The sequence below is a fragment of the Chryseobacterium sp. HR92 genome (genome assembly GCF_045689405.1).
In the GTDB taxonomy this organism is placed as follows: Bacteria; Bacteroidota; Bacteroidia; order Flavobacteriales; family Weeksellaceae; genus Chryseobacterium; species Chryseobacterium viscerum_A.
The window spans coordinates 466,385-486,660 of sequence record NZ_CP139139.1 but is presented as its reverse complement, the minus strand read 5'-3'; the positions used below and the strand labels follow the sequence as shown (position 1 = coordinate 486,660).

Below are 20,276 nucleotides of genomic sequence, written 5' to 3'. Positions count from 1 at the left end.
TTTCTTCTTAACCTTTTTTATTTTAGTTTTCTTCTCTTCTAATCTGCAACATTAAGTGCAATTTCAATATCCTGGCTAATCTTTTTCAAAGCAGAATACTTGGCGTCACATACCATTGTTGTCATAACATATTCTCCTTTATCTACCAGAATAAAATTCTCTCCTCTTGCGGGAACACTCAGATTATAATATTTTTTACCGCTTATCTTTACAATAAGATTACATGAAGATCTGTTTTTAATATTGATATATGCTTCATTTTTGTTGATATCATTATTAAAAAGATGGGTAAGCATTGCTGCTGTTTTTTTATTTTCTTCACTAGGCCCGGCTTTAGAAGTACCAGCACTTTTTGCTGAGCCTGCAGAGCCTACCGAAGCAAAGGTAGTTGTTCTCCTTTCTTCTTTTAAGGCTTCAATAGCGGCAGCGGTATTATTTGAAACAGGCTTGCCATTGGCTGTATAGGTTTTATTTGCAGCCATGGTTTTACCGCTGTTCAACTCATTATTCTTAACGATGTTTTCAATTTTTTCTTTGCTGATTGGTCTGATCGTAGGTTTTGCTTCAGGAGAATTACCTGCCATGATAATATCAATCAGTTTTCTTTTAAAATAATCTGTTTTAGCATGCCCCGGATTCTGTTTCAAAAAGCCCGCAATTACTCTGGCTTCTTTTGAAATCTCAGCTTCCTGCTCTGTATAGATAATTACAGTTTCTTTTTCAACAACAGCTTTAGATTTTGTTTTTTTCTTTTTTTGGGAAAAACCAAGTGAGAAAATGCATATAAATAGAAGGAATAAGATTTTTTTCATTAATCAAATCTTTAAAATAGTATTAAATATATTAATAACGTGAAAAGTCATTTTTTAGTTTATCATTAAAATCATTATCTTTGCACTGCTCTAAATTTAAGCTAAAAATTAATACTAATCTTAAATAAAAAAAATAATAGATATTATGTCTTATACACCAGCTGCTGCAGACGTAGCAAAATTGAGAAACCAAACAGGTGCAGGTATGATGGACTGCAAGAAAGCTCTAGTTGAAGCTGAAGGAGACTTCGAAAAAGCGGTAGATATCCTTAGAAAAAAAGGACAGAAAGTTGCTGCTAACAGAGCTGACAGAGAATCTGCTGAAGGTGCAGTAATCGCAAGAGTAAACGAAGACAACACTTTAGGTGTAGTGATCTCTCTAAACTGCGAAACTGACTTCGTTGCTAAAAATGAAGCGTTCATCGAACTAGCTTACGAATTAGCTGAAATGGCAATTTTTGCTGCTACTAAAGAAGAGCTTTTAGCTACAGATTTCCACGGAATGACTGTTGCTGAAAAATTAGTTGAGCAAACAGGAGTTATCGGTGAGAAAATTGAAATCGGATCTTTCGAAAGAATTCAGGGAGATTTCTTAGGAGCTTATATCCACGCTGGAAACAAAATTGCTGCAATCTCTTCTCTTTCTGCTAAAGTAGAAGGAGCTGACGAAGCTGCTAAAGCTGTTTCTATGCAGGTTGCTGCTATGAACCCAATCGCTTTGGACGAAACAAGAGTTTCTCAGGAAACTATTGATAAAGAATTAGAGATCGAAAGACACAAACTTACTGAAGAAGGTAAGCCTGCAAATATTATCGATAATATCCTTAAAGGTAAAATGCAGAGATTCTACAAAGACAATACTTTGGTACACCAGGATTTCATTAAAGACGGAAGTATCTCAGTTGCTGACTATGTAAAATCTGTAAACGCAGATCTAAAAGTAACAGGATTTGTAAGAGTAAGCTTATAAGCTCATCTTCAAAAAAATATTGAATCCCGGTGAAATTCACCGGGATTTTTTATTCACAAAATCCTTCAATTGTAATAATACACAGACTGATATCTGGGGTAATTAAGCAAAATTTAACATAAGCCTTCCGATAAAAATTATCTTTGTCACGAAAAATCAAACAAAATATATCTCAATAATGAGATATATCAACATGTTATTCGATAGACTTACGTAAAACTCAATTGCCAGTTTCATACCCAAGAAGGCTTTTATTTAGAAATCGGGAATATTTTTTTAACATTTCTTTATATTTTATTAAAAGTATTTCATTTTTTATTTTAATTTTGTAGAAATCCTAATTCCATACACATGAAAAGATTTCTACTCAGTCTGGTATTAATTTTTTTTACAATTAATACACTCTTTGCGCAAAGGGATACCGAGCATTGGATTGCTCCTTATTATGACAGTGTCGGAGGATATACCAATATGATATACCTTTCCACTGATTCACCAACTCCCATTGATGTAACCATTTATAACAATAATACTCTAGTTACTACAGTTACCATCAGTAAAGGCAGCCCGCAAACCTACAAAGTTGCCAATAACCTTATCTCAACAGGTACCTCTACTGAAGCATTCAATGTGGGTAATAAAGGACTTTATTTAAAAGCAGCAAAACCTTTCTACTGTAGTTTAAGACTTGCCCAAAGTGTTCACGGGGAAGTAATCACCAGTAAAGGAAGAGCAGGAATTGGAAAAACATTCTTCGTTGCTACGGCTCCCAATACCATTACCAGCAGTATTCAGAACTTTACAGCAGGTGTACTTGCCACTGAAGATAATACCAACGTAACAGTATCATGGAACCCTACTGCCGGAGTAGTATTCATCAATGGAACTCCTACTGGTAACACTCATTCTTTTACATTACAGAAAGGACAATCCTTCATTTTCGCAGGATCCGGATCTCAGTCTGCCAACAAGACTGGTTTTATCGGTGCAAAAATAGTAGCTGACAAACCAGTAACACTTACTAACGGAAGCTGTAATGCCAACTTCTCCACTTCCCCTTCAGGAAGTGATCCGGTTCTGGATCAGTCTGTACCGGTTGACAGACTTGGAAATACTTTTGCAATGGTAAAAACAAGGTCTACTGCTCCCACCCAAAATATGGAAGGAGGCCTTATTGTTGCTACTGAAGATAACACTGAAGTATTTTTAAATGGAGGTGGTACTTCTGTTGCAACACTTGCTGCCGGAGACTGGTACAGAATAAATGAAACCAGCTATGTGGCTCAGGGTACTTCAGGACATTCAAATATGTTCATCTCTACAACTAAAAATGTATACTTATACCAATTTATTGGAATTCTGGGAAGTGAAGCTACCAATGGATTCAACTATATACCGCCATTGAACTGTTTCCTTCCGAGAAAAATTGATGAAATCGGAAAGATCAATGAGATGCCTATTGGGCCAGCAGGAGCTAGTGCAGTTCAGGATATCATTGTAAAATTAAATATCTTAACAGAAACCGGAGCTACTGTAATGGTAAATGATGCCCCAGTAGCAACAACAGACGGACCATATCCTGTAACAGGAAATTCTAACTGGGTAACATATGGGATCACCGGAGTAAGCGGAAATATTAAAATCACTTCTACAAAAGCGGTAACAGCAGGTATCAACGGAGGATTCAGTTCTGCAGGATACGGAGGTTATTTTGCCGGGTTCTCATCCATCCCTGTAATCGCAAAAAAAACAGGTGAATGTGTACCAGGAATTATTCTTGAATTAGATGACGGATACGAAACCTATCAGTGGTATCGTGACGGAGTAGCTATTGCGGGGGCAACAACTTATACTTATACTCCTACACAATCAGGAAATTATACGGTTAAAGTAACAATGGGAACATGTCCTCCTGTTACAACACCTATCTATAAAGTACAAACGTGTTTAAAAGAAACAACACAGGCTCTTAATGCTTGTTCTACTAAAATTATTACCCCAGCATTTACTTCATCCACTCAGACTGTGGTGCCAAGTACAGTAGTAATTTTAACTCCTCCTACAAAAGGAACAGCAGTGGTGAATCCAAACGGAACAATCACTTATACTCCAAATGCAGGATATTTAGGTCCAGATAAAATAGTTTATAAATTCTGTGGAAACTCAGTTGAGTTTACAGATTGTGAGCAGGTAACACTAAACCTTACTGTAGTACCATTCATTGTAACGGATACTTCTATTAAGGCATGCTGGTATGATGTAGCTCCTTATGCTTATTTTGATCTTACGAAAGCTAAAGTAACAGATTATAATGCCGTTACTAAAAAATACTACCGTACTCTGAATGATCTTACTGCTGGAATCAATGAAATCACAACACCGGATAATTTCCCTTCAACAGGAGGATTCGTATATGTGAAAGTAACAACCGCTGAAGGATGTACAGCAAATGCAAAAATTGAATTAATTGTACTTCCAATCAAAAAATCTCCGATATTGGTAGATCAGTATATCTGTATGGATGCTAAAACCAATCTGGATGCAGGTCCCGGATATGACTCTTACCAATGGAGCACTGGTGCTACCACTTCAGGTATCAGAGACGTAGGTGTTGGAGAATACACTGTAATACTTGGTAAGAACGGATGTTTCCTTCCTCAGACTGTAAAAGTTAAAAAAGTTGAAGATCCGGTAATCCAAACCATTGAGATCAATAACAATACAGCAACAGTAATTGTAAGCGGAGGTAAAGCACCTCTCAAATATGCGGTTGACGGAACTGCTAACTGGCAGGATTCAAATGTCTTCACAGGTTTAACAAGAGGACAGCATACTTTCTATGTAAAAGATTTTTATAACTGTACTCCTACTGCTGTAGAAATTACGATTCCTAATCTATTAAATGCCATTACTCCTAATGGGGATAACGTAAATGACTATATAGATTACAGTGAGCTTGCTTATAAAGAAAACCTAAGTTTTGTAGTATATGACAGATATGGAAATATGGTATTTACCGGAAATAAATTCAACAACTACAGATGGGACGGAAAACACTTTGATAAGAAACTTGGAACAGGAACATACTGGTATCATATCAACTGGAATGAATCCAATAAAGAAAAGACTCCAATAAAATATACAGGTTGGATTCTTGTCAAAAACAGAGAGTAATAATTAGTTAAAACCATATTGGTAAGCCACGATTTCATAATCGTGGCTTTTTTATTACATTTTCAAGCATTTAATACTTTTTATTATTAAATTTGTGATAAATACTACTGCTGAATGAAGAAAATTCTATCTTTTTTATTTATATTTTATATTTTCACCTCTGCTTTTGCCCAATTGGACCGAGAGCATTGGTTTGCCCCGATGGTAGACAGGACTGGCGCTCCCAATCCTTATCAGAAACTGTATTTATCCACCAGCAGAACAACTCCTTTTCCTGTAAATATTTATAACAATAATGTTCTGATCGGAACGGTAAATATCAGCAAAAATAATCCGCAGAAATTTGATGTATTAAGGAATTATATAATTACTACACAACAGACGGATTTATTTACCCCTACAACCAAAGGGTTATACCTTAAAGCAGAATTTCCTTTTTATGCCAATTTAAGGTTCTCGGTATTCAACCACGCGGAAATCATTACTTCCAAGGGAATTCCTTCTACTGGAAAAACGTTTTACGCAGCTTCTGCTCCTATCACAGTGAGCAACAATATTCTGAATTTCATGACCAGTGTACTGGCCACAGAAGATAACACCACCGTCACCATTTCCGGATACAACCCTGCCGTTCAGTTTTCTAATGGAACCACCGGAGCTACCAACCCTACAATGACATTTACTTTAAATAAAGGACAGTCTTACATCATTGACGGAATCGGGGATATAGCAGGAAACTTTGATGGTTTTATTGGTTCAAAAATTATTTCAGACAAACCTGTCAATGTAACCAATGGAAATTTTAACGGGCAATATGCAGGAAATTTCCCATCCAGTTCAGATATTTTAATGGATCAGGCCGTACCTGTTAACAGGCTTGGAAATGAATTTGCCCTTGTAAAAGGGAACGGACCGATAGGTGCCAATATGGAAGGCGCTGTTGTTATTGCCACTGAGGACAATACTCAGATCTTTGTCAACAATGAAATACCTCCTGTAGCTACCATTAATGCAGGAAAATATTTTGTTATTCCTGATTCCAAATATATTCTTCAGGGAAACGGGCATTATAATTTATATGTCAAAACATCAAAAAACGCTTATGTCTATCAGATTTTAGCCGGAGATTCAAATTCGGGAAATGAAACAGCTACCGGAGGATTCAATTTTATTCCGGCTTTGAATTGTTACCTTCCGAAACAAATTAATGAACTCGGTCTTATTAATGAAAACTTTGTTCATTCCAATGGTAATCCCGGAGGTATTCTGAACATCCCGACAAAACTGAATCTTATAACGGAAAGAGGAGCTGTTATTACAGTAAATGGGGCTAATCCTCCTGCGATAACAGGTCCTTATAACATGACAGGAACTACCAACTGGGTTACTTATGGAATTCCCAATGTAACGGGTACCATTACTGTAGTTTCAAACAAAGCTATTATGGCAGGAATCACCGCTGGAAGTGATGCCGTAGGATATGGAGGCTTTTTTGCCGGTTTTCCTACGCAGCCTGTTATTTTACAATCAGGCGACGGCTGTATTCCAGGTATTGTTCTTACAGTAGACCCGCTTATCTATGATACTTATCAATGGTACAGAAACGGCACACTTGTTCCGGGAGCTACGGCATCTTCAATCACCCCTACACTACCCGGAAATTATACATGCTCTGTAACAATGGGAAGCTGTGCACCTTTAGTCACTGAAAAATTTAAAGTCCTGAATTGTACAAAACTTTCCAATGCTTCTTACAATGTATGTACTTCGCAGACTATAACCCCAGCCTTCAGCAGCTCATCACAAACTCCTGTTCCCGGCACGGTAGCGATTACAACAGCTCCTGCTCTGGGTACTGCAGTGGTAAACCCTGCTACAGGAATCATTACATATACGGTAAATACTCCCGGTACATCCGGAACAGATACCTTCACTTATACATTCTGTGGAAATGATCCGGACTTTCCGGATTGTGAAACGATAACAGTTACCATCAATATTCAGGCTCTTACTGTAATGAACACAACATTATCTGCCTGTGATATAAACGGACAGGGCACATTCAACTTGACAACTGCCAATGTTACCAATAATTCACCTGTTACCATCACCTACTATCCTACCCTTATAGATGCTCAAAATGAAAATGCCGCAGCATTGATCACCAATACAACATCGTATACAGCACCGAATGCTACCATCATATATGCTGTTGTCAAAAACAATATTGGCTGTAAAAGTATTGCTCAGATTACATTATCTCTTTTCAATAAAGCAATTGTTCTGGATAACTACAATGGTATTTTCTGTGATGATAATCTGGATGGAACCGTTACTCTCATCCTTTCCAATATCACTCCTATTGTACTTAATAATCCTAACTACTTTACCAATGTAAGGTATTACGCAAATCTTGCAGATGCCAATGCCGGAAATAACAATACTCTTCCTAACAGCTGGAGTTATACAGCAACCACTACAATTTACATCAGAGTAGATTCTCCGGATGGCTGTGCCTCTGTGATCAAACCTTTACAATTCAGTATAGGAGCTAAAGTAACATTGATTACCAAAACCGTTACGGAAAGCGTTTGTGATGATGATCTGGATGGAATAAAAAGTGTGAACCTGGCTCAGTTTATCCCTCAGTTTACCTTAGATCCCAATGTCACTTTCACTTTTCACGCAACTTTGGCGGATGCTCAGAATAATGTAAATATCGTTTCATCACCTGTTAATATTACAACTTCACAAACTTATTATATCCGTTTTGAAAAAAATGGAGTCTGTCCGGAAGTAGGTACTCTTAAAATCAACATTAAAGTTCCTAAAAAATCGGATGTATTAAAAGATAAGGCTATCTGCCCAAAAACCACTACTACATTGGATGCAGGGCCTGGCTTTGAAAGATATTTATGGAGCACGGGAGCTACTACACCTTCTATCACCAATGTTGCCCCTGGAAGTTATTGGGTAGAGCTTACCTTCAATGGCTGTGTTTACAAACAGTATGTGAATGTTACAGAATTGCCGCTTCCTATGATTACATCTATTGAAATTGATGGAACAACGGTAAAAGTTGGAGTAAGCGGTGGTACCCCGCCTTACGAATATTCTTTGGATGGCGTGGTATGGCAGAGTTCCAACGTATTCTACAACGTACCAAGAGGAGCACACAATGTATTTGTAAGAGATTCTAAAATGTGTGAAGAAGTCAAAAAACCATTTGCCATTATTAACCTGATCAACACGATTACTCCGAATGGAGATGGTTATAATGAAGGAATAGACTATTCTGCTTTAATGGCCAATGATAATCTTGTATTCAGGATCTTTGACCGGTATGGTGCAGAAGTCTTCAGAGGAACTCCGGAAAACAGATACACCTGGGACGGAAGAATAGGTGGAAGATATGTCCCTACAGCAACCTATTGGTATTTTATCAGCTGGACGGAGTATGGCTCTTCTCTCATGGTAAAATATTCGAGCTGGCTGCTTGTAAAGCATCGATAAAAAAGGAAGCCGTAAGAAAGGATACTGAACTTTCTTCCGGCTTCTTTACTTATATAAACTCTTCTTTAAGGTAATTGCATATTTCTAACAGTCCTTAACAGTTTAATGTTAAAGTTTAATATAACTTTAACCACTATTCTTCATCTAACTAGGCAAAATTGCTTTATTTCTATGTAATTTTGCGCATTATATGAAGAAACTGTTTACTCTACTGCTATTGGTTTTTCTGGCAAAAATTAATGCCCAAATATATTCCGGAGAGGTATTTCTGAGAGACAACTCTATTTTATATCTCAATCAGGTATATGTCACTAATCTGAATATCCAGAAAACCGTTCTTACGGACTATAATGGTAATTTTAGTATCCCTGCCAATCCCGGAGATGTGATCCGGTTTACCTCTATTGTTACCGAAAGAAAAGATATTAAGCTGACGCCTCAATCAATGACACAAAAAAATCTGGTTGAGCTTAAAATTGCATACTACGAAATTCAGGAAATTGTACTCAGCAGGTTCAAACCTACCGGAAACCTTCGGTATGATGTAAATTCTTTAAGAAAAGAAGATAAAGCATATGCTCTTAAAAAAGTAATCGGGCTTCCAGAACCAAAAGGTGACGGAACGCCTCCTGAACTTCCTGTTGCCGGGCTGAGAGATGGCGGGCTTACCTTCAGCCTTGAAAGTATCTATGATATTCTTTCCGGCGAGAGAAAGAAAAAACAGCGTTATCAGGCATACGAAAGAATGAACAGTTCCGTTGCACAAATCAAAAACTATCTGGGGAAAGATTACTTTACAAAATTTAAAATTCCTGAGAATTTAATTGATAACTTCCTTCAATTCGTTTATACTTCTGAAAACATTCAGGCTTATGTATTGGCCGGAAACTTTGAAGCCGTAAAGATTCCTATTGAAAAATATCTGCCCATCTATCAGAAAAGACTTAGAAGCTCACACCTTCAGGAGGTTGTAAGCAATAATTAGAGAAATAATTCCAATACATATAAATAATCCATGTCTTTCACATGGATTATTTTTTTGAAATAAAAAGGAATCCTTCGGTATTCCCCTTCCACACTGCATCCAATGAAGATTATTCAACTTTTATTACATATCATTCCGCAATATTCAAAAATATGTTTAATTTTATCTCACAAACAAGTGTTTAAAATAAAAAGACCTGTATTTCGTTATCCAAATAAAAAACTAACAGCCAAAAACGCAAATTAAGAGAAAAGCACCCAATTTTAAACTTAATATCAATTAATGAAAAAAGTACTTTTACTTCTTTGTTGTATGTTTTTCTTTACTATGTCTGCTCAAAAAAAGGGGAAAGACTATAGTAATATTCTGAAAAGTAAGAATATCTACGAAATTAATGCCTTCTTAAGAGATGCCCATCCTGATGATCCGCGGAGATCTGTCCTGAAACCAAGAGTAATGGACATGATGAAAGAATACATCAAAAATGCACATCCGGCCGATCAGAAAGTAAAAGACATGCAGGAAATGCTTGCCATGCTGAGGAGAAGACCTTCTACAAAGATCACCTTTGATGAAATGAATGCTATTATCAAACAAAAGCAGATTGCAAAATATAAGGCTGAATTAGCAGCAAAACAACCTACCACCGTTTATACTCCGAGCACTGCTCAGAATACTTTTGTTGTCAATGCTTCAGCCAATACAGCAATTCCTAATGCAGAAGCAGAAGAATTCAATATGCTTATGGCGGTATCTCCCATAGAGCACAAAAATAAAACTGTAAAAATCCTAAACTCTTTATTCGATAATGACCCCAATTCTAAAGAATGCATTGTTCTGATTCAAAATAAATCAGACTGTAATATCATTGTAAGGATGGAAGGTGTAGGTACTACCAAGTACAGACTGGCAGTCCCTGCTCAGGGTGAAGGTTCAATTGTTATAGAAAAAGGCCAGTATCTTTTCACCAGCCTTGTTTGTGGTGCTCAATATGCTTCACAAAAAACAATTGAAAGACCTATTATGGTGGCTTTAGGAAGCCAGTAGCTACAATCATAAACAGATTATCTCTCTGTCTTTTACCATCAAAAGGCAGAGATTCTCCATAAATTTTCACTATTTTTGCACTCATTTTATAACTCAATGGGCAAGAATAAATTAGCAAGATTTGCAGAAAACAAAATATTACCAAATGTAATCCAACCTACAAGGGAAGATGCCTTACAAGGTTTTGAACTTAAAGGAAAATGGAGAGAAAATTTCTTTAAAAATGACAATCCTATTGTATTGGAATTAGGTTGTGGAAAAGGAGAATATTCTGTAGGACTTGCAAAAACATTTCCTGAAAAAAACTTTATCGGAATTGATATTAAAGGGGCAAGATTCTGGTTTGGTGCTAAAGAAGCAGTAGACAGCAACATGAATAATGTCGCTTTTCTCAGGTCACAGATCGAGCTTGTGGATCATTTTTTTGCTGAAAATGAAGTAGATGAAATCTGGATTACATTCCCGGATCCACAGATAAAATATAGAAGAACAAAGCACAGATTGACTCACCCTGATTTTTTAAACCGTTACAAAAAGTTTCTGAAACCTGGCGGTATTATTCATTTAAAAACTGATTCAGAGTTCTTACATGGATATACACTGGGATATTTGCAGGGAGCTGGCTATGAAATCATTAGTGCACATCATGATATCTACGGAGCACCGGAATATGATCCTAATACCGAACACCTTAGAGATATTAAAACCTATTATGAAGAACTTTTCTCAGCGAAAGGAAAAACAATTACTTACATTAAATTCCGGATAAGCTGATGAAATAAAAATAACAATTGATGAAAAAAAAACTTTTAACTGTTTTCTTTTTATTCTTCACATTTCTGTTCCCCAACTTAATATCTGCTCAGAAAAAAGCAAATAAAGACATTCTGAAAAGCATTGATATTAAAGAAATTGAAGAGTATATTAAGAACACCCATCCGGATGATCCGAAGAAAAGCGTACTGAAACCTAAGCTTATCGCTTTAAAAAATGCTGAATGGACAAAAGGAGCCCGCACAGCCAAGCCTATGGAAGCAAGGCCTGTTATTTCCGATATTCCTAAAAGCATCATGAGAAACCCTCATTCAGATGACGCTGAGGAGTTTAAAAAACTTATCACTGAAACCTCTGCTGAGCATAAAGAAAAAACGGTGAAACTTCTGAATGCAATGTTCAATGAAGATATTACCCGCAAGGAAGCGATACTCTTATTCAAAAATAATTCAGACTGTAATATTGTACTGAGGATTGAAGGAAAAGATTATTACAACCTTGCCGTTCCAGCCCATGGAGAAAATTTTATTGTGATCAATAAGGGTTCATATACGCTCAACAGTAATATCTGCGATATGAAATACATCTCTCAGAAAGACATTAAAAAAAGTATATTTGTAACGATTGATAATCCTAGACTCCCCGAAAAAGAAGCAAAGCCTTCCAAAAAGGAAACAGCCGAAGTAAAGAAGTCTTCGAAAAAAAGAAAAACCAAAAAATAAACTAGTATGAAAAAGCTATTAGTTTTTGCCGGGATTTCAATGATCCTTGCCAGCTGTAATGTAAATTATGGCAGCTATCCGGTAAGAACCTCCTACCCTTCCTCTACCGGTAATTCAGGTAACAGAGCCAATACGGAAAGAGAATATAACGAACTTATAAAGACCTATAAACCGGAAACTGCAGCTGTTCTTAGTGATCTTCTTAACGATGATGATCCGAAAAACCCCAGGACCTCTATTTCAGTAGAAAACCTATCTCCATGCAATATGGTACTTACGGTAAGCGGGAATAATTTCTTCAAAAAAATCCCTATCGGTTCTGGAAAAGTAGGATACACAATGGTTCCTAAAAATCAAAACTACAGATTATCCGGACTTATTTGTAACTCAACCTATCAGTCTACAAAGTTTGTCACCACCTCATATTCTATAAAGCTTTCAAACTAACATACAACCCGCAGGATTCTGTGGGTTTTTATTTTAATTCATATCAAGTACTATTATTTAATTATGAAACTGAACTGAATTATTGAGTCTTCATAAGTGGTTTTATTGAGTGATCTCAATAAGAATTAACCAAGGATATAAAAAAAACCAAGCAAGCTGTAAATACTCTCTTTAAATCCATCAGAATAAGATAAATATCGGGCAGCTAAGCTAATATTACATTGTTGTAGAAACTCTAAAAATCGCTCCATTACCACTAAATATCACAAAATCAAAATATTATTTCATAAAATCAAACACATTATAAATAATTCCATATATTTAGAAATACATAATTGCGGATTCCGAAAAGCATATAGAGTAGGAAAAAAACTAAACTAAAAACCATGAAAAATTTAAAGAAAGTCTCAAGAACTGAGCTAAGAACAATCAAAGGAGGATACAGAAGCTGTATAGACGGCTGTAATTTCGAAATGGGAGAAATGTGCTGCAGCGGTGTATGCAGAATAGGAGTAGTTGTCCCAAGTACAGATCCTGATTTCCCAGAATTTACGGTGTGTCCTAAGAAACCTTAGTATTATAAAACAATAAAAAAACGCTGGACCGAAATCCAGCGTTTTTCCTATATTAAAGAAAATCTTTAATTATTCTGCATCGAAGTCAGCATCTTTATCAGCAGATACTACTTCTCCTTCTTCTTTAGATTTTTCTTTATCAGCTTTTCTTTGAGACTGACCTTCTTTGATAGATTCTGAAACAATGCTCAAGATCATATCGATAGATTTAGAAGCATCATCGTTTCCTGGGATAACGAAGTCAACTTTTCTAGGGTCAGAGTTTGTATCAACAATACCGAAAACTGGAATACCTAATTTCTTAGCTTCAGTTACAGCGATGTGTTCTCTCAAGATATCTACAACAAAGATTGCAGAAGGAAGACGAACCATGTCAGAGATAGAACCTAAGTTCTTTTCTAAGTTAGCTCTTTGTCTGTCAACTTGTAATCTTTCTTTTTTAGATAAAGTTTCGAACGTACCGTCTTTTTTCATTTTGTCGATAGCATTCATCTTCTTTACAGCCTTTCTGATAGTAACGAAATTCGTTAACATACCTCCTGGCCATCTTTCAGTAATATAAGGCATATTAAGTTCAGAAGCGTGTTTTGCAACAACTTCTTTCGCTTGCTTCTTAGTAGCTACGAAAAGAACTTTTTTACCTGCAGAAGTTAATTTTTCTAAAGCGCTGCAAGCTTCATCTAATTTAACTGCTGTTTTATGTAAGTCTACAATGTGAATACCGTTTTTCTCCATAAAAATGTATGGAGCCATATTTGGGTTCCACTTTCTAGTCATGTGACCGAAGTGTACGCCAGCCTCTAAAAGGTCTTTTACATTTGCTTTTGCCATGTTTTCTGTTTTTGTTAGTTTACTTTCCGTCTTTTAAACAATCAACAACTTCTTTAGATGGGAGAAGCGTTTGGATGCTAAACGTAACGGGCAATTTTTTTGTTTAGATAAATAGATTTTAGATAAAAGACAACAGACCGAAAAAATTCTGAAATCTGAGATCTTGAATCTGAAGTCTGAAAATTAACGTTTTGAGAATTGGAATCTCTTTCTTGCTTTTTTCTGACCTGGCTTCTTTCTTTCCACCATTCTTGCGTCTCTTGTAAGTAAACCAGCTGGTTTCAATGCTAATCTGAATTCAGCGTTGATTTCGCATAAAGCTCTTGAAATACCTAATCTGATAGCTTCTGCCTGACCTGTATTTCCACCACCGAATACGTTTACGGTAACGTCATACTGACCAACAGTCTCAGAAAGGATAAACGGTTGGTTTAATTTGTAAACCATCACGTCTGTAGAGAAATATTCTTTAGCGTCTTTACCGTTTACTGTAATGTTTCCAGAACCTGGTCTTACATAAACTCTTGCTACAGAAGTTTTTCTTCTTCCGATTTTGTGAACTATAGACATAATTAATTATTTAAATTCGTTAACATTAATTGTTTTAGGCTGTTGAGCTTCATGTTTGTGCTCAGTTCCTTCATATAAATAAAGGTTCTTAAGGATAGCAGCTCCTAGTCTGTTTTTAGGCAACATACCTTTTACAGACTTCTCTAATACCTTTAAAGAATCTTTCTTTTGAAGTTCAGCCGCAGTCATAGACTTCTGTCCACCAGGATATCCTGTATGCCAGATGTAAGTCTTATCAGCCCACTTGTTTCCGGAAAGTGTAATTTTCCCAGCATTCAAAACGATCACGTTATCACCACAATCTACGTGAGGTGTAAAGTTCGTTTTGTGCTTACCTCTCAAAATCTTTGCAACCGTAGAAGCTAATCTACCTAACGGCTGTCCTTCAGCGTCTACCACAACCCATTCTTTATTCGCAGTAGCTTTGTTCGCTGAAACAGTTTTGTAACTTAATGTATTCACACGTTTTAGTTAAAGATTAAACATAATTTACCCCTAAAAGGGTGTGCAAAGGTACAAATTATTTTTGTAACCCAAAAACATATTTTATTTTATCTATAGAATCCGGTCTATAGATCCCTATATCAATAGATTTTAACACTTTTATAATTTTGGCATGCATCTTGTAAATTGTTGTGGCGATGAAAAAAAACGCTTAGAAGATTCTAAAAATACACGTGATACAGCAAAGAGTTCATTCCCTCAACTCTTTCTTTTATTAAATTTACTTTAAAAATTTCCGTAAAACATATTAATATAATTACAGTTTCATTGAAATAATTATATTTGTGTTAATCATATTCCATAATTCATGAGCCACGGAAAACTAAGAGATGATAAAACCTGCCTGAACTGCGGACATCAGGTTAATGAAAGGTTTTGCCCACACTGCGGACAGGAAAATACAGAACCTAAGCAGCCGTTTCATTTTCTTTTCACTCATTTCATTGAGGATTTCACCCACTATGATGGCGAATTCTGGAAAACAATCAAATACTTATTAACCCGCCCAGGAAAACTTACCAAAGAATATCTGGCAGGGAAAAGACAATTGTATGTTGCCCCCGTGAAGCTCTATATTTTTATAAGCTTTATTACATTCTTTCTTCCTTCCCTTTTCCCCGGATCAGAAGAGGAAGCAGTGGAACATCATAAAAAAGAACACAATGCCAGAAAAATTGAAAAAGAAAAAGAAAAAAATGAGAACACTGTAAAGTTTACAGACAGCTTGAAGCAAAACCTTTCCAAAGACCAATTAAAAAAGAAATTTAACTCAAAAGGAGACAAAGATGTTAAAGTAACCGAAGTGAACGGAAATGGCATTGAGACCGATGCTTTAGGAGAAACTAAAGATGGAAAACTTAGCGTGCTAAGCGCCCGAAGTATGAAACAATATGATTCTCTTCAATCTAAAGACAAGAATAACCAAGCCGTTTACAACTTTTTGAAACCATTTGCCAAGAAGATATTCCATATGCAGGAGCAAGGCTATAACAAGGATCAGATTTTTGAAAAGTTCAAGGAAACAATGATACACACCCTTCCTAAAGCACTATTCATCTATCTTCCGGTTTTTGCTTTCTTTCTTTGGGTTTTTCATAATAAAAAGAAATGGTGGTATTTCGATCATGGAATTTTTACCCTCCATTATTTTTCCTTCTTATTATTAGGAACACTTATCTTAATCGTTTTTGATAAAATTACCGATCTCCTTCCTGACTCCAGCCTTTTAACTTTTTTATATCTATTGATTTATACCGCAACTGTTCTTTATATGTTCGTTTATTTTTTTGCGGCTCATCACAGAGTCTATGAAAGCACCCGAACGATAAGCATTTTCAAAGGAATATTTTTATTCATGATTAATTTTATCGGAATCCTATGTATGGGGCTTCTGCTAATGTACACCAGCTTTATAATGATGCACTAGTTACGAAGAGATTTATTTCCTCTGAAGCTTGCAAATAAATAATATGCAACGAAAACGGTTGAAAACTTCAGAATGGACGGAATCGCCAATTCAAGTTTAAAAATTAAAGTTCCTGCCAGAACAAGAATTCCCATCCCTACAAATGACAATCCTAATTTCTTAGGCAGTGAAAAATTGGGAGTATCCAGATAGTAGGCAAGCCCCCAGGCAGAACCAAAGGCAATGGCATAATAAAGATCAAGTCCGATATTCTGTGAACTTAAAAAGAAATAGTTAATCAGGAAGCTTATTACCGTTCCCAATCCGAAGTACATCAAAGCTTTTTGCATGGCTGTAAAAATATTCTGCAAAAGTAGAGAATTTAATTTGAGAATATAAAGATGAGTGCCTTTGAAAATGAAGAGGCTGCAACTTGTTTTAACTCTGTGGTTTCCCAACTTTCAAAGTATCTGGCTCAAAAAGGGGACATATAATTAAATAAACACAACCAACCTATTGACAGTCAAAAGAATAAAATCAAACACATGGTTCTTTTTTTATTGTTATATTTGAAAACTTAGAAACTTTCTAGAATTTTTATGGAAACCCAAAAATATACTCCAACCAACAAGGTAAGAATCGTAACTGCTGCCTCATTATTTGACGGGCATGATGCTGCGATCAATATTATGCGTCGTGTTATTCAGGGAACAGGATGCGAAGTGATCCATTTAGGACACGATAAATCAGCAGAGGAAGTTGTAAATACAGCAATCCAGGAAGATGCCAATGCTATTGCATTAACTTCATATCAGGGAGGTCACACAGAATATTTCAAATATATCTATGACCTGTTGAGAGAAAAAAACTCACCACAGATCAAGATTTTTGGCGGTGGCGGTGGTGTAATCCTTCCGGAAGAGATCAAAGATCTGATGTCTTATGGAATTGACAGAATTTATTCTCCGGATGACGGCCGAGAACTTGGGCTTCAGGGAATGATTGATGATCTTGTACACAGATCAGATTTTGCTACAGGAAAAGATGTAACTGCAAAAGATCTGGATGCCATCAGCTTTGAAAACTCAACAAGCATCGCCAGTATTATCTCTGCTGTTGAAAACTTCTCAGAAGAAAAACCTGAGCTTGTAAAAGCAATTGATGAAAAGTCTAAGGATTTAACCATTCCAATTATCGGTATTACAGGTACCGGAGGAGCTGGTAAATCTTCTTTAACAGATGAATTGGTAAGACGTTTCTTACGTTCAAACACTGATAAAAAAATTGCCATTATCTCTATTGACCCTTCAAAAAAGAAAACCGGAGGTGCTTTATTAGGAGACAGAATCCGTATGAACGCGATCAATGATCCTAGAGTCTACATGCGTTCTATGGCAACCAGAGAAAATAACGTTTCCGTTTCTCCATTCATTCATTCTGCATTGAATGTACTGAAGCTGGCTCATCCTGATGTCATCATCCTGGAAACTTCAGGGATCGGACAGTCTGGTTCAGAAGTGTCAGATTTTGCCGATGTTTCTATGTATGTAATGACTCCTGAATATGGAGCATCTACTCAGCTGGAAAAAATTGACATGTTAGATTATGCGGATCTTGTAGCATTAAACAAATCTGACAAAAGAGGTGCTCTTGATGCTCTTCAGGCAGTGAGAAAACAGTTCCAGAGAAACCATCTTTTATGGGAAAGCCCGCTGGAGGACATGCCTGTATATGCTACAAAAGCGTCTCAGTTTAATGACCACGGAACAACAGAATTATACAACAGACTGGTTTCAAAGGTAAATGAAAAATTTGCTGATTTAAAACTAAATGCATTTGTAGAACAGGAAATCACAGAAGAAGTAACCATTATTCCTCCGAAAAGAGTTCGTTACCTTTCTGAAATCGTTGAAAACAACAAACAATATGACATCAATATTGAAAAACAGGCTGAACTGGCCAGAACAATGTATCATATTGAAGGAGTAAAAAATATAATTTCCAATGAGGTCTTAGATGCCGAATATCAAAAGGCAGAAAAACATCTTCAACAGGAAAATATCGACTTCCTGAAGACCTGGGATGATACAAAAAAAGCTTTCCAGGCAGAATTTTACTCTTATTTTGTAAGAGGAAAAGAGATTAAAGTGGAAACGTCAACAGAATCTTTATCTCATTTGAGAATTCCAAAAATTTCATTACCAAAATACAATGACTGGGGTGATCTGATCAAATGGAAAGGACAGGAAAACCTTCCGGGAAGCTTTCCTTATACAGCCGGAATTTATCCGTTTAAAAGAACCGGAGAAGATCCGACAAGGATGTTTGCCGGGGAAGGAGGTCCTGAAAGAACCAACAGAAGATTCCATTATGTTTCTGCAGAAATGCCGGCAAAACGTTTATCTACAGCTTTTGACTCCGTAACATTATATGGCCAGGATCCTGCTTTACCACCAGACATTTACGGTAAAATCGGAAATGCAGGGGTTTCTATTGCAACCCTGGATGATGCTAAAAAATTGTATTCCGGATTTGATCTGGTTAATGCACTGACTTCGGTTTCAATGACAATCAACGGTCCTGCACCAATGCTATTGGCTTTCTTTATGAATGCGGCCATCGATCAGAATGTTGAAAAATATATCAAAGAAAACGGTTTAGAAGCTAAAGTAGAAGCTAAGCTTAAGGAGAAATTTGACGACAAAGGTTTAGAAAGACCAAAATACAAAGGTGAACTTCCTCCATCCAATAATGGTTTAGGATTACAGCTTTTAGGATTAACAGGTGATGAAGTAATTCCTGCAGATGTATACGCAGAAATTAAAGCTAAAACGATTGCTACCGTTCGTGGTACTGTTCAGGCTGACATCTTAAAAGAAGACCAGGCTCAGAATACGTGTATCTTCTCTACAGAATTTGCCCTTAGACTAATGGGTGACGTTCAGGAATATTTCATCAGAGAAAAAGTAAGAAACTTCTACTCTGTTTCCATTTCAGGATATCATATTGCTGAAGCAGGAGCAAATCCTGTTTCTCAATTAGCATTCACACTGGCCAACGGTTTCACTTATGTGGAATATTACTTAAGCCGTGGAATGGATATCAATGATTTTGCACCAAACTTATCTTTCTTCTTCTCCAACGGTATCGACCCTGAGTATTCAGTAATCGGGCGTGTAGCAAGAAGAATCTGGGCAAAAGCTATGAAATTAAAATACGGTGCTGACGAAAGAAGCCAGATGCTGAAATACCACATTCAGACTTCAGGCCGCTCTCTGCATGCTCAGGAAATTGATTTCAATGACATCAGAACAACTCTTCAGGCACTTTATGCGATCTATGATAACTGTAATTCACTTCACACCAATGCTTATGATGAGGCGATTACAACTCCTACTGAGCAATCTGTAAGAAGAGCAATGGCAATTCAGCTGATCATCAATAAAGAATTAGGACTGGCTAAAAACGAAAATCCGCTTCAGGGATCATTCATCATTGAAGAATTAACGGATCTTGTGGAAGAAGCTGTATATACGGAATTTGACAGAATCACTGAAAGAGGTGGTGTTCTTGGAGCGATGGAAACAATGTACCAGCGTTCAAAAATCCAGGAAGAGTCTATGCATTACGAGTGGTTGAAGCACACGGGTGAATATCCAATCATTGGAGTAAACACGTTCTTAGGAAAAGATGGTTCACCAACCGTTTTACCAGGAGAAGTTATCCGTTCTACTGAAGAAGAAAAACAATCACAGATTGAATCTCTGCACAACTTCCAGCAAGCGAATGACAGCAGATCTGAAGAGGCTCTGAAACAACTTCAGCATGCTGCCATCAACCAGCAAAACTTATTTGAAGTGATGATGGATGCTGTAAAATACTGTTCTTTAGGACAAATTACCAATGCTCTATTCGAAGTGGGCGGTAAATACAGAAGAAACATGTAA

Annotated in this window: 16 protein-coding genes; 11 read left to right on the top strand and 5 right to left on the bottom strand. The window is 36.6% G+C overall.

Going from position 1 to position 20,276, the window contains the following annotated elements; translation table 11 throughout:
- Positions 1-38 precede the first annotated feature (38 nt).
- Positions 39-812 (bottom strand): DUF6759 domain-containing protein, encoded by a 774-nt coding sequence (locus tag SFA27_RS02155; RefSeq protein ID WP_264519472.1) that lies wholly within the window; start codon positions 810-812, stop codon positions 39-41.
- Between the two features lie 145 nt (positions 813-957).
- Here SFA27_RS02155 and tsf point away from each other — a divergent pair, with 145 nt between their 5' ends.
- The 9 genes from tsf to SFA27_RS02110 all read left to right on the top strand — a co-directional run bounded on the left by tsf (position 958) and on the right by SFA27_RS02110 (position 13,019).
- Entirely contained in the window at positions 958-1,782 is an 825-nt protein-coding gene (gene tsf, locus SFA27_RS02150) for a translation elongation factor Ts (protein WP_047373572.1), read from the top strand.
- Between the two features lie 351 nt (positions 1,783-2,133).
- On the top strand, positions 2,134-4,956 hold the full coding sequence (locus SFA27_RS02145; RefSeq protein ID WP_047373573.1) for a T9SS C-terminal target domain-containing protein: 2,823 nt from the start codon (positions 2,134-2,136) through the stop codon (positions 4,954-4,956).
- 114 nt (positions 4,957-5,070) lie between these two features.
- The gene (locus SFA27_RS02140) at positions 5,071-8,469 is read left to right on the top strand and encodes a T9SS type B sorting domain-containing protein (RefSeq protein ID WP_407295868.1); all 3,399 of its coding nucleotides are present in this window, start codon (positions 5,071-5,073) and stop codon (positions 8,467-8,469) included.
- Positions 8,470-8,659: 190 nt separating this feature from the next.
- Positions 8,660-9,454, top strand: coding sequence for a hypothetical protein (locus tag SFA27_RS02135; RefSeq protein WP_047373575.1), 795 nt, complete (start codon positions 8,660-8,662; stop codon positions 9,452-9,454).
- Between the two features lie 282 nt (positions 9,455-9,736).
- Entirely contained in the window at positions 9,737-10,501 is a 765-nt protein-coding gene (locus tag SFA27_RS02130; protein ID WP_264519469.1) for a DUF6759 domain-containing protein, read from the top strand.
- 96 nt (positions 10,502-10,597) lie between these two features.
- Positions 10,598-11,275 (top strand): tRNA (guanosine(46)-N7)-methyltransferase TrmB, encoded by a 678-nt coding sequence (trmB, locus tag SFA27_RS02125; protein ID WP_047373577.1) that lies wholly within the window; start codon positions 10,598-10,600, stop codon positions 11,273-11,275.
- A 20-nt stretch (positions 11,276-11,295) separates the two neighbouring features.
- Entirely contained in the window at positions 11,296-11,997 is a 702-nt protein-coding gene (locus SFA27_RS02120) for a DUF6759 domain-containing protein (protein WP_047373578.1), read from the top strand.
- A 6-nt stretch (positions 11,998-12,003) separates the two neighbouring features.
- Complete coding sequence (locus SFA27_RS02115; protein WP_407295863.1) at positions 12,004-12,444, top strand: DUF6759 domain-containing protein; 441 nt, start codon at positions 12,004-12,006, stop codon at positions 12,442-12,444.
- 386 nt (positions 12,445-12,830) lie between these two features.
- A complete protein-coding gene (locus tag SFA27_RS02110; protein ID WP_047373580.1) occupies positions 12,831-13,019 on the top strand; it encodes a bacteriocin-like protein in 189 nt (62 codons plus the stop codon).
- Positions 13,020-13,088: 69 nt separating this feature from the next.
- Here SFA27_RS02110 and rpsB read toward each other — a convergent pair whose 3' ends face one another.
- The 3 genes from rpsB to rplM form a co-directional block, all read right to left on the bottom strand.
- Positions 13,089-13,850: a 30S ribosomal protein S2 gene (rpsB, locus tag SFA27_RS02105; RefSeq protein ID WP_047373581.1), complete on the bottom strand. Its 762-nt coding sequence runs from the start codon at positions 13,848-13,850 to the stop codon at positions 13,089-13,091.
- 183 nt (positions 13,851-14,033) lie between these two features.
- The gene (gene rpsI, locus SFA27_RS02100; RefSeq protein ID WP_047373582.1) at positions 14,034-14,420 is read right to left on the bottom strand and encodes a 30S ribosomal protein S9; all 387 of its coding nucleotides are present in this window, start codon (positions 14,418-14,420) and stop codon (positions 14,034-14,036) included.
- 6 nt (positions 14,421-14,426) lie between these two features.
- The gene (gene rplM / locus SFA27_RS02095) at positions 14,427-14,882 is read right to left on the bottom strand and encodes a 50S ribosomal protein L13 (RefSeq protein ID WP_027375420.1); all 456 of its coding nucleotides are present in this window, start codon (positions 14,880-14,882) and stop codon (positions 14,427-14,429) included.
- Between the two features lie 349 nt (positions 14,883-15,231).
- Between rplM and SFA27_RS02090 the strand changes: the two genes are divergently transcribed.
- On the top strand, positions 15,232-16,350 hold the full coding sequence (locus SFA27_RS02090) for a DUF3667 domain-containing protein (protein ID WP_407295858.1): 1,119 nt from the start codon (positions 15,232-15,234) through the stop codon (positions 16,348-16,350).
- On the opposite strand, the gene SFA27_RS02085 is transcribed toward SFA27_RS02090, so the two are convergent.
- Positions 16,347-16,679, bottom strand: a complete 333-nt coding sequence (locus tag SFA27_RS02085) for a hypothetical protein (protein WP_047373584.1) — start codon at positions 16,677-16,679, stop codon at positions 16,347-16,349. The two genes, SFA27_RS02090 and SFA27_RS02085, sit on opposite strands and share 4 nt — an antisense overlap.
- Before the next feature lie 249 nt (positions 16,680-16,928).
- Here SFA27_RS02085 and SFA27_RS02080 point away from each other — a divergent pair, with 249 nt between their 5' ends.
- Positions 16,929-20,276 carry a methylmalonyl-CoA mutase family protein gene (locus tag SFA27_RS02080; RefSeq protein WP_407295856.1) on the top strand — a complete coding sequence of 1,116 codons (3,348 nt, stop codon included), beginning with the start codon at positions 16,929-16,931 and terminating at the stop codon, positions 20,274-20,276.